A 16,879-nucleotide genomic window follows, 5' to 3' on the forward strand; every position below is an offset into this window, starting at 1 on the left:
GAAACATTCTCTGGGAAAATGTGACAATCGGTCCGCGAGCAGGCTTCCCCCCGGGGAAGCTGGCCCGAAGGGCCTGAAAGGGCAGGGAAAGTAATCCCGGCGGCCGAAGGCCGCCAGATGGTCAACCTTCCCTGGATAGGGAAGGTGCCCCGCAGGGGCGGATGGGATGATTAATGTTTACCCTGCACTACCCATGCAAGACGCATATGAGGAAAAAGTCCCGCGAGCAGGCTTCCCCCCGGGGAAGCTGGCCCAAAGGGCCTGAAAGGGCAAGGAATAGGATCCCGGCGGCCACAGGCCGCCTGATGGTCAACCTTCCCTGGATAGGGAAGGTGCCCGCAGGGCGGATGGGATGATTAATGTTTGCCCTGCACTACCCATGCAAGACGTATATGAGGAAAAAGTCCCGCGAGCAGGCTTCCCCCCGGGGAAGCTGGCCCGAAGGGCCTGAAAGGGCAGGGAAAGTAATCCCGGCGGCCACAGGCCGCCTGATGGTCAACCTTCCCTGGATAGGGAAGGTGCCCGCAGGGCGGATAGGATGATTAATGTTTATCCTGCACTACCCATGCAAGACGTATATGAGGAAAAAGCCCCGCGAATTGGCTTCCCCCCCCCGGGAAGCTGGCCCAAAGGGCCTGAAAGGGCAAGGAATAGGATCCCGGCGGCCGAAGGCCGCCAGATGGTCAACCTTCCCTGGATAGGGAAGGTGCCCGCAGGGCGGATGGGATGATTAATGTTTACCCTGCACTACCCATGCAAGACGCATATGAGGAAAAAGTCCAGCGAGCAGGCTTCCCCCCGGGGAAGCTGGCCCGAAGGGCCTGAAAGGGCAAGGGATGGAATCCCGGCGGCCGAAGGCCGCTGAGGGAATTCTCGAAACCCGGAACTTCCATGCAAGCCACATAAAAAATGGCGCCCCTTATTTCAAAAGGCGCCACCTTCACTGCGAACTGATAACTTTTCGCTTACAGCCGCAGTTTTTCATTGATTTTCAGCCAAATGACGAAACGGCTATTTCACCACCGTCTCCGGCGTAGGAGCTATGGTAAAGAGCAGATTATAATCATCGGGAGTAAGTTCCAGCACGCATTTCTTATCACCTACAAAAGAAGCGGCCACATAGATATATTTCTTCCGTCCCCCAAAGAATGCGCCCAAGGCAAATCCGAGAGGTCCGAGCAGGATGGCTCCCAGGGCGCCCCAGCCGAGGGTAGCCCCGATTTTCTGCTTATTCTCCTCCGTAATCCGCGACCACTGGATGAGATCATTCCGGACGCTCAGCTCCTGACGGTTCAAAATCCCCTCGGACCAGGAAATGACCAGATCCCCGTCCATTTCCTCAATCTCCGCACTGTCCGAGAAATTCGCCTTCTTCACTTCTGACATGGTTCCACCTCACTGGTATATTGGAAATAGAAATCAAAGAGACCTCACGCATCGATGGTGGTCCCGAAAACCTTGTAATGCTTCCGAAGCTCCTTCTGCAGACTTTCCGCCATAGTCCCCATAGTGACATACGTAATTCCACCCGAGAGGACCGCTCCCAGAAGAGGAATCGCCTTCGCTACGGTTTTGCTGAAAAGCTGCTTATTGATCTGCACTCCCAGGACTTTCAGAGCCTGCTTCACGATCGGATACAGAGCCCCCTTCGTCAGAGCCTGCTCGATCAATGCCTTCTCACAATGCTCCGCCACCTGTTTCATGATTTCCACGATGGCCTTATTTGCCTGGGAAACCCCAAACATGACGCCCAGGAAAAGGGCCAGTTTCATCTTGCCCTCCTCCTGCAGCACCTTTCCCTCATAAAGACTGCTCCAGCCATACAGGTAAGCCAGCATCTGGGCAAGCCGCATGGCATGAGCAAAAGTCTGCACCCCATCCGCCATCATAGCCGGAATCATGGTCAGACCCCCGGGAATTCCTGCCGCCGCCGAAAGTACAGTACTTCTCATCCGTTCCGAAGAAATACAGGATTCCGCCAGCTCATCGATCACATCCCGCGAAATCCCTGCCCGCGCGGGATTTCCCCGGATCGCATCCTCCACCTGGCACGAATCGCACCTCTTCCCCAAAGTCTCCCGAAGAAAAACCTCCCGGTCCACAATAGCCCCCGGCAGCCCCTGCGCCATATCCAGCACAGAATCAAAAGAAATACGATCCGCCATAACAAAGACTCCTTTTGCATGCCACTGTTTTCAGGTAATCAAATTCCTTCATTCATCTTATACATTTTTCAGAAGATTTTCCAGCAGTAAAGCATAATGAAAAGCCCGCCTGGGCATTCCGGCCTGCAGGGAGTCTTTGGCAGTCTGGTAAACAGCTTCAATCATCCTAACGTTTTTTCTTGTGATGACATTATCGCTCAGAATCATTGAAATAACCCTGCTTCCAAGATAGTTCTTCTCCAAAAAGTCCAGATAATCATGTACAGCTTTCATACTGAGTTCGAAATCGCTCATACCGGATCACTTCACATTCTGCAGAATCTTAGATAGGATTTTTGCATCTTCAGTTGTCAGAGTTCTGCTCTGATCCAAAGCCTTGTTTAATGCATCCAATGTACCCTGCTGAGCTTTGCCTGCTTTCTGATTTTCTGCCTGAATTACATTTACGAAATTCTCCAAATTTTTCGGAATGGAAGACAAGTTCTGCAGGGAATCGGAAGAGTCCTCGATTTGCGTTTTTATACTTTTCAGCATATCAAGATTTTCTGTATTTTCACGAATTACTTTCTGATATTTATTTGCCTGCGTTAATTCATCCTGAATGCTCTGCGCATTGATCCCTTCGCCGGCAGACTGGAAGAACTTATACATTGGCCGGAGATCATCATCGATGTTCCCCAGGAATTCAAGGCTTTTCTTTTGCTCATCGAGTACAGCATGAAGTTTGTTAATATTTTCATTAATTGTCTTATCATTGTTGGACTGTTCATTCTTGATATCGTCCAAAGCGGATTGTGCATGACCGAAATCTTTATGCAAATCATCCAGTTTTTCACCCAGTTCTGTACCATTAGCAGTCTGAGACTCCTTAATTTCTGCCAATATGGAATGCACATCCTTAACTGTAGTAATCAATTCACCCAGCTTTTCATTCAGGGCCTGGACGCTGGAAGCCTGTTTTTCCTGAATATTTCCAAGAGCAGTTTGCGTATTGCAAAAATCTTCATGCAGATGATCCAGTTTTTCATTCACCGTATTCCCCATGGAGGACTGCCCGGCCTGAATGGTATACAGGGCTTCAAGCAGCTTACCCTGGTTTCCATCCACCTTCTGATTTTGATCATTCATCTGGGCTATACACTGTTTCAGCAGCTCATTCTGTGCCTGCCCCGTCTTAAGGCTTTCTTCCAAAGCAGCCGACAGCTTATCATTGAAAGCTTTTCCTTCAACCGCATTGGTATTCCGGCAACCCAGTTCCTGCCAAACAAGAATCGCCGCAATGAGCAGGCAGCAGACGGCTCCGGGAAATGCATAGGGATAGTTCTGCATACTTCCCAGGATAGCCAGTCCGGCCAGTGCAAAAATACAGGAAATTCTGATTTCAGAACTCATATACGACTACTCCTCTCTCTTTTAGCCAGCTCATCATGAATGGCATGGATGCTATCAAATAAAACCCGATAGCACTCTTTTTCACAAAAGGACTGATACTTTTCCAAAAATTTCATATCTATTTTGTTCAGCTTATGCTGCTGGTTTGCGATGACATTTTTATAATCCATGTCATTTTCTATGCGAAGCCGTGACCAGGCCTCGGATAATCCGGAAGGCATCTGCATATATTTGTCATAACGGGCTTCCAGTTCTTTCCTGAACGCGTTGACCAGTTCCTTTTGATTGGTAACGACAGGTGTATCCATCTGTTCTTCAAAGCATTTGACGAACGGATCAAAGCCCTTAGACGAATTCTTCAGATAATCCCGGCCGGCTGATTTATATCGGTCCCATAAAGATGAATCGTTTTGACGATTGACGGTGTCAAAATCAGTAATCCGCTGGCGTACTGTAAGCCCAAGCCCATCAGCACCCTGCAGGAAATCCGCATTTTCAGCCATGAAGCTGTGTTTCTCATCTTTTTCAGCACTTTGGACCCATTCCTCCATATGCTGCAGTTCCTGTTGTATGTACTGATGCCAGTAAGAAAAGCCAAATAAATTTCCCGTACCGCCAGGATGCGTCGAGAATAAACCACTGACATCATTCTGATTCTGAATGCACAAAAATGGTATTTTTCTCTCCTGTAAACTCTTTTTTGCCCGTTTCAGTGACGCCTCAGGCGATTCTATATCCGTTGCAGCAACAGCCATTGGCGGATTATACAGAATCATAAGGACAGTCCACCCCATTATTTGCCTGGCATCCTCTGCCATATCCCGGATACTCTGTTCCTGAAAAGGCGGACCATCACAGATACAGAACCGGCCGGATTCCCTGTATTCCTTATAATAATCCGCTTCAGGTTCATAAAAATCAAAGCGTTCCATCTGCTCCGGAAAAATCAATTCCATTTCATAGGGAAGAAATGGCGTATAGATCAGTCTTCCATCAGCCTCTTTGACTATATGTGCCGTTCTTCCATAACGGACACGGATCTTTTCTTCTGTAGTGTTCAAATCCGGGACGGCAAATTCCGGATGCACCGGCAGGAGAGATTTCAGGATGAAATCTGCCGCATTTCTTTCTCCTGCCATAATCCAATGGGTAGAAACAGGAAATTCAAAGGGCTTTCCCATGCATCATTCCCCCTATGCCTGAATAGCCTTAAGCTTCTCCACCAGCATGCAGATTTTCTCTGCTCTTGCCCTGATTTCATCGGGAGATGCAGAATCCAGTGATTCGAGAGCCTCTTTCTGCTGACGGATCCGCTCGTAGAAAAGGCGGAACCTTTGCGCCTGATACTGCTGTAACCGTTTGGGCATTTCTGAAAGATAGGCTTTGCCAAAATCACTGATTACTTCACTAAGCCGGCTTTCATAATAAGTGATACAGCTCTTATACCACTTGTCTCTGGCTTCTCTGGCCGCTGCCCTTCTGATGGAATCCTCCCTTTTGAGGAGTTCATTGCGGGCATTTTTTTCTTCCTCTTTCAGAAGCTCAAGCCTTCTCTGTCTTTTTTCTTCCCTGCTTTTCAGGAGACCATATTCCTCTTCACGCCGGAATCTTTCTTCAGCTGCCCGTTTTTTCTCCTCTTCAAGCTTTCTTTTTTCAGCCTGATATTCGGCCTCGTATGCCCTGTCAATATCATACCGGGGAGGTTCATCAAAGCAGGACCCCACTTTCTCACCCCAGTATTCCAGGGTAAGGTAATCGAGAATACTCGGGTCCTCTGATTTCCGGGCAATTTCCTTCATCGTATTGATGGTTTCTGCAGCCTCTTTGGCATGTTTACTGATATTCTCTGCAGTGAGGACCGTATTGGCTGTTTTCTTTGCAGCCTTGGCTGCTTTTGAAATCTGTCTGCCAAGTTTTGCATTCTTTTCCAGTTTAAGCAGAACTTTTGCCACATTCGTTCCTTTAACGACTTTTTGTCCGACACGAAGCGCTTTATGTGTCGCTGCAACGGATTTTGCCGCTTTTCCGACTGCCTTTCCTGCTTTTGCGGCAGCCCCTGCTTTTCCTGCCGGAGTGGGAAGGAAGAGCATAGCCAAATCCAGAACTGCGCCTACCCCTTTTCCGATCTGGCTTCCGGTCGTACTTCCGGGGCTGACCATAATCTTTCTTGGAACATAGGGGTCTCTTGCATCATAGGCACGTATAGCCTCCTGCAAAGCATTCTCCCGCTCTTCCAGTTCTGCTTTTTTACTGCTTAAATCCACCGTATCCTGAGACAATGCCTGCTGCTGTGTGTGGATATTTTCCAGAAGTTCTTTCAGTCTCTCACAGGCTGCGTCCTGGGTTTGAACGACTTCTTCATAGCTCTCTGCTTCAGGCATATCCTCTATCGATAATGATTCATCCGGGACCGGCATACTGCCGTTAATCGTCTCCAGCACAGGATTCAAGGTAGAATTCATATGCCGCTGGATATCATTTAATGCATTTTTCCATTCCAGCTGCATAAAATTCTGCACTTCAGCCGGACTGAGCAAAGTATCCCCATGATTAAGTCTGCAACTAAGCTGATCCACAGATTTCCGGACAGCATTCCGCAATTCCGTATCAAACTCGTGACGGGCAGATTGAATTTCTTTTTCCAGTTCCTTCTGGTGTCTTTCCAGAGACTGTTCCAAGCCGGAAATTCCATCTTCCAGTTTCTGGCGGCGCATGGTTAATGCCTCGGCATCATTATGGGCCCGAGCCTGAAGAGTCTGATACACATCCTCCATTTTCGGAAGGATTATAGAAACCACCGCATTCAGTCTCTGGCTGGTATCTTCTTCCATAGAAACTTTTACATCTTCGCCTTTCTGCGTCAGGAATGTCCGGATGCCGTTGATATTGCCAAACCAGGGGGAATCCGGAAGATTGGAAATATGAAAAAGTTCTCCTTCCTTCAGATGAACGCCGCAATCGCTCAGCGTTACTCTGTCTTTCTCCATGGTTTCCGTCGGATTTTCTTCGGAGGACTGGATTTCGTCAAAATGGGTGCGGACGTAGGAAACCGGAATCCCCATATCCTGCAGCATCAAAAGTTTTTCGATATCCACACTGCTGGGAGCTCCCTGGGAAACGTAAATCACATGAGAGGAAGCTTTAAGAGCATAGGCAAGCAGCAGTTCATGTCTTTCAATCATCGTATTGACGCCGGGAGTATCAAGGAGTACCAGACCTTTTTTCAGGAGAGGCGCATCGAGATGAATATCCAAACTGTATGCATCCTCCAGATTCCAGTCATCTATAGAATCCTGCTGGGAGATATTTTTGATTTCTTCCAGCGAGAGGGGGCGGCTTTCTCCATTCTTATAATGAAGCTGCGCACCTTCTTCCTCCCCTTCCTGCGTTCCGCTGATAAACGTCAGCACCGCAGTCGTTTCCTGTCTTCCATGGGGAAGGATATCCCGTCCCAGGATATTATTCAGAAGGGAGCTTTTGCCGGCAGAAAACTGTCCAATCAGAGCGATACAATACATTCCCCGGTCATATCGTTCCTTGACGGCCCAGACATCTTCGGCCAGATCCATCCGTTTCAATTCAGCAGCGCTTTGTGCGAGCGCAGTAAATATTTCATCCGTCATCTGTCCATTCATCCTTTCTTAAGGAATTACTTTTTGTTCTCGATCGTATCAGGCTTAATCTGCTTCAATTCGGTTTCAATAGCAGCTTCCTTCTGAAGCAGGTCTGTCAGTATCTTATTTCTTCCTTCAGCTCCTTGAAGCTTCTGATCCCGTTCCTTATCAGAAGCCTCCATAGCTGCAATCAAACTATTGAGCCTGCCCTGTTTTTCTTCCAGTTCTTTATGAATCGTCGTGACAGCCAGGGCACGGACTGCAGAAATATAGTTCTCCTTCTGATTTTCCAAACCTTCTTCCATGGTCCTTTTCAGAATGAGAATCGTATCATCCACATAATCGCCGATATCCCTGCGCAGTTTCCTGTTTGCCCTGTCAGCTTCTTCCTGAAGCTGTTTGGTTGCGTTCTCTCTGTATCTCTGCAGATTTCCTTCCAGTTCCCTGATACGCCGGTCGATTTGTCCTGCTTTGATAGACAGGGTATCACTATCGATGAAATCGGTATCTATTTCATTTTTCTGGGTCTCGACCTCTTTGATGCCTGCTTTCATCTCTTTTATATTTTCTTCTTTAGTCCTTACATCTTCATCATGAGCCGTGCTGTCTTTTACAGTGACGTCTTCCGTATATTCTTTCTGACCCAAAAGCAGCTGGGCAATAGATCCGACAATCCCTCTCCGGTCCCTGAAGCCATGCCTCGTTTCTACATTCGTCTGTACTTCCCGGGGATTGAAATTAATTTCGTAATTTCTCAAATCCCGACGTCTTTGATTCAGCTCCTCTTTGAGGCTTTCAATCTGCCGTTCCTTTTTTCTGGCTTTGGCAGCACTCAATTCGGTCTGATCTTTTTCATCGTAGAGTCTTTCATATTCCTTTTCTTTCGCTTCCAGTTCCTGATTTATTTTTTCCAGATTCTTGCCGATGACGGCTTCCGTAATGGAAATAGAAGGCACTTCCATCTGAAGGGTAAGTCCGGGAATTCCCTTCAGGGAATCATAGGCTTCCCTCAATTGATCGGTGCAGTACAATTCTGCCACTTCTATCATTTTTTTGCGCAGATCCCCAGCAAATTCTCTGCCCAAACGATTTGCATTCTGCCGCAGCTGGTCAGGAAGATCCTGTGCATACGCATAGACCTCATCCGGGGAATCATAATCATCAGCCCGATTCTTCATCCGTTCTCCCAGCTGGGTCAGCCGATGTGTCAGCTGCTTCTCCAAATCGTCCATGGCATTCCTGACATCGCCATTTATTGTCTTTGCCTGTTCACTTTCTTTTTTCTTCAGTACATGGATGGCATCTTCCAGTTTTTCTTTCTTGTCATTGATTTCCGCCGGGCTCGTTGTCTTTTGAAGCAGCTCTATCAGACCATCATTGACTTTTTTCTCCTGTTTCAGCTGCATGGCAATTTTCTGTACAGGCAGCAGCATTTGATCCTTTGTCCGTTCCCCCTGCGTCAGGTAACGCCACAAACGGTTTTCAAAAAGGCCAAAGCGAGATTCCTTTTCAAGCTGTTCTGATGATTTATTGCCTTGCTTATCCGAATGTTCCGGATCTCTTGCCCAAAGAGCAAACCTTGCAGAAATCGGATAAATTTCCGGCAGCTCTTCGTCAGGGAAAAATTCATGATACTTGTTTTTCAGCTTCTGTACCATTTCTTCCGGAGTTTCGTTTTCAGAGTCCTGAATAAGATCAATTTTGTTAAGCAGGATAAAAATGCGCGGGCATTTCCCCTTCAGTTCATTTAAATACTGGAAATCTGACTTGGATCCCGGGTGATCGGAGGAAAACATGAAAATACTGGCATGGGACTGTTCCATCTGTCTTTCAGTAATATCCGCCAATCCTTCAGCTACGCCATTCAGACCTGGGCTGTCAACGAGCATGACCCCATCCTTCAGAAACTTATTATCCAGGAACAGGTCAACCCGCTCTACCAGCTTTGTAATTCCCGTACCGTTTTTACCTTGTGTGCTGACATAATCCTTCAACGTTTTGCTGTCGAGATGATCCAGCTTTTCCGTAGTCCCATCCTTGTAGTAAACGATTCCTGCTTCCCCGTTTGGCGCACGATCTTTGGACCGCAGGAAATTGACAGTCGCTGTGGTTTCATCAGACCAGGATGGCAGGATTTTCTGCCCCATCATGGCATTCAGGAATGAAGATTTTCCTGCACTGAATTCACCAATCAGGACGATACTGAAAAGCTGATTTTCCACATTTTTCTTTAATTCCGACAAAGCCTCCGCATGACCGGCTGCTTCCTTCTTTTCTTCTTCTGAAACAGTTTCATTCTTTTCAATATCCTTCATGTATTGAATCGTCTGCTCAATCAATTCCAGAATCCGCTTTTTACGATTTGCATATTCCTGCTGATACTGATTCATGCCAAACCAGCCTCCATTTCTTTGACCAGGGCCGTTATCGATTCTTTTTGAGCTTTGATTGCATTGACCTGCTTTTTCAGGTTATCTGCACTGGTACCGATATCCCGGATTTCATCATCCAGAACCTTACGATAAAGTTTCAGAGCTTCTTCCGTCTGTGCCTTTTCTTCCTCCTTAATCTCGCCCTTCAGGTAATCCATCATCTTTCTAATCTGCCCGGAGGATTCATCATTGAAGTAGGCTGCGATACTCTCCCGAATCGTATTTCTACAATTATTCAGATAATTTTTCTTAGCCACTCGTTCCTCTTTTTCATATAATGCTTTTTTCGAGTTTAGTTGTCTATAGAGCCTTGTTCTCTCTTCCTCAAGCTGTTCTTTTCTGTCTTTATTCTCTCTAACAGAGTAACGGGCATTCCCTAATTCGCGATTGACTTCCCTAAGCTGATTTTTAAGCCTCGTTTCCTCTTGAACTCTTTCATTATGAATACGTGTTCTTTCGTTTTCCCATTCCTTTACATTGCTGTCATCCGTTGACCAATATCCTGAAGACTTCCAGAACTGATACCATTTTTTATGTGAATCATGCCATACTTCTTTCGGATCCGGCCGGCCTCCCAGGCGAGCAAGCCGTGCCCTTTCAATAGCCCCTATATCATCTAACTGGGATTTTATAGACCTTTGATTAGACTCATAACTCCACACTTTACCCTGGCTGCTCTCCCATGCGCTCTCTGCTCTATCTATTTCTCTTTGTTTTGCATCAATTTGATCCTGTATCCATTTCATACCAGACCAATCCATGGAAAAAGCCTGCTCCGGCAAAGTGATCCGGGCTGTCCGGATAGGCATATTGCTTTGAAGGGCTTCCAGATTCTGTGAAGTATACCTTTCAATCCGGTTAAGAATAAGAGAATGGAGTTCCTGGAAGGACTGTCCCACATACCGGTCTATAGTCAGCGACCATCCATCGATTTCCCGTTTCAGAATAATCGGAACTTCCTTCTGATAAGCCTTTACCGAATCCAGTGTACTTAACTGATCAATTCTTTCCTTCTGCTTATTTACGCATTGTTCTGCCCACTTGGCCATTTGATCATTGCAGACTTCCAGAATCTTATCGCATACATTTTCTACGCATCCGCTAAGAGCTTCTTCTTGCTCCTTTTTAGCTTTTTCGAGTCCATTCTTACGCTCGGTCAGGTTTTTCAGATTCTGGGCCTCCTGGCTCATTTCCCAAGCCTTCTCTTTCTTTTCAAGTTTACCGTGAACCAGGTCCCTGATTTCCCGTGCCAGGCTGCAAACAGCTTCCGCGGTATCCCGATACTTGATCTGAATCAGTTTATCTCCGCTGAAATCTTTGCTGAGGATGTCGCGGAATGAAGAAAAGCCTGATGATTTCCTGAGCTGCAGCCTTTCTTCGGTCGTAAGATCATGATCAGCATTCTGATACAGGCGGGTAATACCTGCATCCTTACCTGCCAGTTCCTGAAGTGCGGATACTCCGCATACTTTCCAGTAATTCGTATTCTTTTCGCCAAAGACATTCTGCTGAAGACTCTCCTTCAGTTTTTTCAGTTTGGACTCCGGTGTCTCTCCTTCTGAGGAATGAATATCATCCATAAAGCCCTGCACGAAAATAAAACTGTGCTGGTAATCCCTGATAAACTTCAAATAATCCAGATCTTTTTCCGAGAGGCCTCTTGCCTGGAAGAGATAAATGCAGGCATTTGCTTCACGGACCAGATCATTCGTAATGGTTTCGAGGCCAGAAGTCCCATTCAACCCTGGGGTATCGACGAGAATAAGAGGTGTACCATCAGGGATAAAAGGAACATAAAGCTCCACAAGCCTGATTTCTTTGGCAACTTCATAAGTCGTACTGGATTTGGTTGTATATGTTTTTAGCTGAGAAAAATCATCAAGCTTCTTCTCCGTCCCATTCTGGAAACGTATGATGCCGGTATTGGCCCGCGGATCATCCGCTTTTACATTGATAATCCTTGTAATGGCTGCCGTCGTTTCATCCAGCGCATGAGACAGGATATCCTTCCCGATAATGGCATTAATAAATGTGGATTTACCGGAACTGAACTGGCCCACAACAGCCAGACGGAATTCATTATCCGTCAGGCGATTTGCCAATTGTTTAAATATCGGATCATAATACCCGTCCAGATGGGCTTCGTCAGTCAACTTTTTTAACTGATCAAGAGCCTTCTTCCAGAACTCCACATACTGCCTTTCCTTTTTCATTTCCAATGATTCATCCTGCATTTTTACACCTGTTTCCTTCTGCTCTTCCATTTTCTTTTTGGGCTTTTTCATTTTTAAGGAAATACTACTTTTGCCTGTATGCTCAATGATCGGGCCTTCCTTTGCCCCGTTTTGAGCAACGTCAGAGCGATCTACTTTTTCTGCTGCATTTTTTACAGTCTTCCGATCGCTTCCCTTTTTGGTTCGTTTGACTGCGGCTTCTGATTGAATTCCTTCGGAAACTTCGCTCTGCTTTATTTCCTTTTCAGACAATAATCTTTTCCCCGGAGCTTTGGCCTTCAAAGATTCCGGTTTTTTCTTTTTTGTTTCCTCATAACGTCTAATCAGATCTCTGAATTCCTGTTTCACCGGATCAGGCATTGCTTCCGGGACTAGGCCATGCTCCATACATAACAAAAGAGCTTTTTCGAGGGAATGCACCAATTCATTCCTTTTATTGCGTTTAACTAGCCTGCAAATAGGAATAAGAGCAAAATTCGGTAAGCCGGCAGAGGTAAGCTTTCGGAAAAGTTTAGGAGAGACATGTAACAGTATGTCCTTATTTAAATGAGACTCGGCAACATTTCCTTTTCTACAGTGGAATACCCCGATTTCGTTACCCAAACTGTTTTCTATACTTAAAATATAGGAAGAAGCATATGGGATATAACCATAATTGACGAAACTGAATACCAATTCTTCCCAATCCGGAGTCTCAAATTTAAATCCGCCAAAACGCATTATTTCTTTTATCGATTTCTCCATCTGATCGATTCCGCGTTTTGGCCCATAAATAATATACTGATCTCCAATCGGATAAAGGGCCAGCAGATTGGTGTTCAGCCCCAAATCCTTTCCCTCTATAAACCAAAAAGATTCCCGGGAAAAAGGACTCGACTGACACTGTTTTACAATTTCTTTTAAGCCTGTTTTTACAGAATGATCTAACCGATCCTCGCCAAGGGTGGAATCAATCAGCCGCCTGAACGCTACCTTATCTTTTAACGATAAATCTCCAGGAATCATTTCCCATTTCAAAAATACCCGAAGTGCGCGCTCTATATCATTAACGGTATTATTCTGATAATATGATTCTTTATAATCTCTATTTATAATAGGCGTGGAGAGACTTGTATCAATGACTGAGCCATCATTTCCATCTATCTTCCAGTAACGTGATTTCGCAAACGGCTTCCCGAAAATGCGATTTGCCATATCGCGTAATTTTTCATCAATAGCTGTTGCAGCTTCTTTGGCAGTCTGATCATCGGGGGCAAAAAAACGGTCGACTGACTGAACGCGGTCCGTCGTCAGGGCTTTTTCTTTTCTGTTTTCCTTATTTTGGTAAGAATTTTTTATACTCGTCATTGACTTGCACCCCAATATTTCCAAATTTATCTGTACTGATCCATTTTGCTTGTAAAGTCCCTGTAGTTGATAAAGGCTGAGGCAGCTGCAGCTGTCTGTGGAATCTTACCAGAAATTCCGGAAGGTATATTTCCCAAATTCAGGTTGTTAATTTTATAATATTGACAGCAATCCACACAGGAGCCTCCTTTCAGTACACAGGAGACTCCTTTCTACTTTGCATTCTTCGCCAGTACTTTTCCATTGATCTTGATATGTAGAGGCCTTACTTTTAAATCTTTCATTTTTTATAACGTTTTATTAATTCCTTGAGTTTTACTTTCGCATCATAAGGCATTTTTTCCGGTACAAGGCCGTATTTCAGGCATACTCGCAAAAGGTTTTCCAACTGATTGTCCGTTTCTTCATTTTCGCTCAGATCCAGGCGGCAGATAGGAATCAAAGCATAAGAGCAATCCCCTTCATCTCTAATCTTCTCCCAAAGTTTGCCAGAGATGTTTTCTATTGCTATAACGTCGATGTACTCATAAGCCTCTCCCTGCGCAGGAAACAGACGTATCCGTCCACTTCCACTGTCTATATATGGATTTTCCCAGGTTTTACTAAAGCTGCTTTTTATTTCTTCCTCTGTAGGAACCTCAAATTCAAATCCTTTGATATCCCTTGTTTGCTTTTTTACTAATTCCTGATAATCATGATCGCCAGGCTGAGTGTAAACGACGTACTCATCCCCAACGGGATAAAGAGCCATTAATTTTGTATCCAGTACTAATTCCGAATTGGGTTTTTCCATATTCCAAAAACGAAGCTGATGAAAAGTATTAGAAAATTGATGACATTTCTTTGCGACAATCTCGATATCTTTTCCAAAAGACGAAATTTCCATGTTCATGACGTATTCCCTCCCTAATATTTCTAAATTTATCTGTACTGATCCATTTTGCTTGTAAAGTCCCGACAGCTGGTGAAGGCGGGTCGTTCGATGCCTTTCTTTGTGCACATGTTTCTGGCGGACTGGTCGTATTGCCAGGTGCCGGTTCTGGGGAACCTGGGGCGGATGCAGGCATTGGTGGGATCGTACCAGTACTTACAGAAGGCGCATTTTTTCCACATCGGGCTGTTCAGCTTGATGTTTACGAGGGTCCACATTGGGTTTCCTTCTTTCTTTGGGAAATAAACAGGTAAGGGAGTGAGGAGAGCGGAAATATTTTCCGCTCTCCTCTGATTCACTGGTCCCTGAGATTCAAATTTAATCGAAATTACAGTTTCTTCAGTTCTTCCGCGGCATCTTCCTGTCCGTTTTCAGCTGCTTTCTGAAGGAGTTCTCTGGCTTTGTCCAGATCTTTCGGTACGCCGAGGCCTTCTTTGTAAAGCATGCCCAGGTGGTACTGGCCTCCCGGATTATCGGAATCAGCGGCTTCCTTGTAAAAGTCAGCGGCTTTTTCTTCGTCTTTCTCTACGCCAAATCCGTTTTCATAGAGGATTCCCAAACGCCATTTGGCATCCATGTCATCCTGGGCAGCCGCTTTTTCGAACCATTCTCTGGCTTTTTCATCGTCCTGTTCCACGCCTTTTCCAAAAAGGTAGAGGTCTCCGATGGATGTCTGTGCATCCGGGTAATTCTGCCCGGCTGCCTTTTGATACCATTCCATGGCTTTGGACAGATCTTCTTCCACTCCAGCGCCACATTCATACATGGCGCCTACAGAGTATTCTCCAGTTGGGTTGCCTGCTTCTGCTGCTTTCATATACCATTCGAAAGCTTTGGGAAGATCCTTTTCAACGCCATAGCCGTTAGAATACATCCATCCGAGGCTTGCCTGAGCTTCATCGTCATCCTGTTCTGCTGCTTTCTGATACCATGCAAAGGCTGCAGCATAATTCTGATCTACGCCGGCTCCGTATCGATACATATCACCGAGTTTATCCTGCGCTTCTGCATGTCCCTGGGCTGCTGCCATTTCATACCATTCTCTTGCTATGCGGAGGTCCTTGTCCACACCATATCCATTTTCATAAAGGAAGCCCATACTCCGCTGGCCTTCCGGATTCTCCTGATCAGCGGCTTTCAAGTACCATTCCCGCGCTTTTTTGTAATCGATATCTACTCCATCACCAAAAGCGTAAATGTCTCCCAAAGCAATCTGGGCTTCAGCATTTCCCTGCTCCGCAGCCTTTTCATATAACGCAATGGCTTTTTCGATATCCTTTTCCACCACGCGTCCATACTGATAGAAGGTACCCAGTTTGAACTGCGCATCCGGATTGTCCTGAGCAGCAGCTTTTTCGAGCCATTCCATGGCTTTTTCATCGTCTTCATCTACACCCCGGCCACGGAAATACATATCCGCTACATTTTCCTGACCATTGGGATTATCCGCTTCTGCCGATTTCATATACCATTCCATAGCCTTTTCGTAATCCGGATCGGAAACACGACCGGATTCATAGAAGGTCCCCAATTTCCACTGGGCATCCGGGTTTCCTCCCAGGGCTGCCTTTTCAAGCCATTCCATGGCTTTCGGCCAATCCCGGTCCACGCCCTCACCGACAAAGTACATATCCCCCAGGGTTTCCTGGGCATCCAAATCGCCTTCTTCTGCCAGTTTCAAGAGTTTGGGATATGCTTCATCATACTTTTCATCTCCCAAAAGCTGTTTAATTTCTTCAGTCAGTGCATCTTCGTTCATGATAGTTCATCCTTCGTGGGAATCATAAATGGAAATAAAAAAGCCTGCTTCAGGACGTAATGGTTCTAAAGCAGGTCAGGATGATTGATATGGAATTATTTGCAAGGCGGCTGGGCGCATTACCCCCCCGTTTGGCAGTTGACAATAAAGCAGGCTGCAAGGCCTGATTTTCATCATTTGTCCATCGGGTTGGTTCTGTCATCATGCATTCCCCCTTACTGGGATACTTACTTGTAATTATACCATGCCCTGCGTGAAAGGGGGCATGGGGAAATGGGATTTACTCACACTCTCCGTTCTATTTTTTTATATTTTTTTGAAGTTTTCCCCTGCTTTTTCATCATCCTGGCTTATTGTAGCAGATGGGGACGTCAGAAATTGACGGGATGATTCGTTAGCAGTCAGCTTTTAGCCGTTAGCAGTTAGTCCTGGCAGGAGTCAATGGCGGGGAAGGATATCTGATGCCTGACTGAATGTAAAATCATGTCGATGCAGCATACTGTAAAGTAGTCGCATCGTGATTTCAGATCTGGTCAGCTGATGAAATCCCGGCGGCGATTGTCCGATGCTTAGCAGTCAGTGTGGGGGCGAAGATAAAGTTCAGCATCGAAAAGAGCTGTCGGAAGCATAGTGATTATCATGCTGTTCTTTTTTCGCTGATACAGCCTTGAAACGTTTCGACTTGATCGCTGCCCACCGCTTCGCGGAGCCCCCTGCACTTCGGGGGGCTCGCATTTACCGATTTCCTCATTAGTCCCGGGTACCTTTTATCAGTTAGCCTTATATGTGCCATGTGCCGAACCCTGCGCTTGTATCTTTTTAGCTCATTTTCGTCATGTACCTGCTTGACATCCCCCCACCGCATTCGCGGAGGGCAGATTGTCAAGTCTAGTGCAACATTTCTTCAACAAATTCTATTGGAGTCATCCAATCCATTCCTTTTCTAGGTCTATTGTTAATATAGTCTACTGCCTGTTGAACTTCATCATCTGTCACCTTCCGGAA

The 16,879-nt window shown here is 46.0% G+C and carries 11 protein-coding genes; all 11 read right to left on the reverse strand.

Features of this window, described 5'->3' with window-relative positions; genetic code table 11:
- Positions 1-1,011: 1,011 nt before the first annotated feature.
- Positions 1,012-1,386, reverse strand: coding sequence for a hypothetical protein (locus tag VZT47_RS06285; protein WP_330224119.1), 375 nt, complete (start codon positions 1,384-1,386; stop codon positions 1,012-1,014).
- Positions 1,387-1,430: 44 nt separating this feature from the next.
- A complete protein-coding gene (locus VZT47_RS06290) occupies positions 1,431-2,165 on the reverse strand; it encodes a hypothetical protein (protein WP_330224120.1) in 735 nt (244 codons plus the stop codon).
- Between the two features lie 57 nt (positions 2,166-2,222).
- Complete coding sequence (locus VZT47_RS06295; protein WP_330224121.1) at positions 2,223-2,459, reverse strand: hypothetical protein; 237 nt, start codon at positions 2,457-2,459, stop codon at positions 2,223-2,225.
- Between the two features lie 6 nt (positions 2,460-2,465).
- Complete coding sequence (locus tag VZT47_RS06300) at positions 2,466-3,557, reverse strand: hypothetical protein (protein WP_330224122.1); 1,092 nt, start codon at positions 3,555-3,557, stop codon at positions 2,466-2,468.
- Positions 3,554-4,738 (reverse strand): hypothetical protein, encoded by a 1,185-nt coding sequence (locus VZT47_RS06305; protein WP_330224123.1) that lies wholly within the window; start codon positions 4,736-4,738, stop codon positions 3,554-3,556. The genes VZT47_RS06300 and VZT47_RS06305 overlap by 4 nt, the downstream gene beginning before the upstream one ends.
- A 12-nt stretch (positions 4,739-4,750) precedes the next feature.
- Positions 4,751-7,180, reverse strand: coding sequence for a dynamin family protein (locus VZT47_RS06310; RefSeq protein WP_330224124.1), 2,430 nt, complete (start codon positions 7,178-7,180; stop codon positions 4,751-4,753).
- 26 nt (positions 7,181-7,206) lie between these two features.
- Positions 7,207-9,561 (reverse strand): dynamin family protein, encoded by a 2,355-nt coding sequence (locus VZT47_RS06315; protein WP_330224125.1) that lies wholly within the window; start codon positions 9,559-9,561, stop codon positions 7,207-7,209.
- Positions 9,558-13,208, reverse strand: a complete 3,651-nt coding sequence (locus tag VZT47_RS06320) for a dynamin family protein (RefSeq protein ID WP_330224126.1) — start codon at positions 13,206-13,208, stop codon at positions 9,558-9,560. Before VZT47_RS06320 ends, VZT47_RS06315 begins: the two co-directional genes overlap by 4 nt.
- Before the next feature lie 256 nt (positions 13,209-13,464).
- Positions 13,465-14,076 (reverse strand): hypothetical protein, encoded by a 612-nt coding sequence (locus VZT47_RS06325; RefSeq protein ID WP_330224127.1) that lies wholly within the window; start codon positions 14,074-14,076, stop codon positions 13,465-13,467.
- Positions 14,077-14,105: 29 nt separating this feature from the next.
- Positions 14,106-14,333 (reverse strand): hypothetical protein, encoded by a 228-nt coding sequence (locus VZT47_RS06330; RefSeq protein WP_330224128.1) that lies wholly within the window; start codon positions 14,331-14,333, stop codon positions 14,106-14,108.
- A gap of 110 nt (positions 14,334-14,443) precedes the next feature.
- Positions 14,444-15,874 carry an SEL1-like repeat protein gene (locus tag VZT47_RS06335; protein ID WP_330224129.1) on the reverse strand — a complete coding sequence of 477 codons (1,431 nt, stop codon included), beginning with the start codon at positions 15,872-15,874 and terminating at the stop codon, positions 14,444-14,446.
- Positions 15,875-16,879 lie beyond the last annotated feature (1,005 nt).

It is taken from the genome of Dialister sp. (genome assembly GCF_036343215.1).
GTDB lineage: Bacteria > Bacillota > Negativicutes > Veillonellales > Dialisteraceae > Dialister.

Coding starts and splice junctions, on each gene's coding strand:
- VZT47_RS06300 (WP_330224122.1), bottom strand. CDS start 3,557: ATGAGTTCTGAAATCAGAATTTCCTGTATTTTTGCACTGGCCGGACTG.
- VZT47_RS06330 (WP_330224128.1), bottom strand. CDS start 14,333: ATGTGGACCCTCGTAAACATCAAGCTGAACAGCCCGATGTGGAAAAAA.
- VZT47_RS06325 (WP_330224127.1), bottom strand. CDS start 14,076: ATGAACATGGAAATTTCGTCTTTTGGAAAAGATATCGAGATTGTCGCA.
- VZT47_RS06305 (WP_330224123.1), bottom strand. CDS start 4,738: ATGGGAAAGCCCTTTGAATTTCCTGTTTCTACCCATTGGATTATGGCA.
- VZT47_RS06310 (WP_330224124.1), bottom strand. CDS start 7,180: ATGACGGATGAAATATTTACTGCGCTCGCACAAAGCGCTGCTGAATTG.
- VZT47_RS06295 (WP_330224121.1), bottom strand. CDS start 2,459: ATGAGCGATTTCGAACTCAGTATGAAAGCTGTACATGATTATCTGGAC.
- VZT47_RS06285 (WP_330224119.1), bottom strand. CDS start 1,386: ATGTCAGAAGTGAAGAAGGCGAATTTCTCGGACAGTGCGGAGATTGAG.
- VZT47_RS06315 (WP_330224125.1), bottom strand. CDS start 9,561: ATGAATCAGTATCAGCAGGAATATGCAAATCGTAAAAAGCGGATTCTG.
- VZT47_RS06290 (WP_330224120.1), bottom strand. CDS start 2,165: ATGGCGGATCGTATTTCTTTTGATTCTGTGCTGGATATGGCGCAGGGG.
- VZT47_RS06335 (WP_330224129.1), bottom strand. CDS start 15,874: ATGAACGAAGATGCACTGACTGAAGAAATTAAACAGCTTTTGGGAGAT.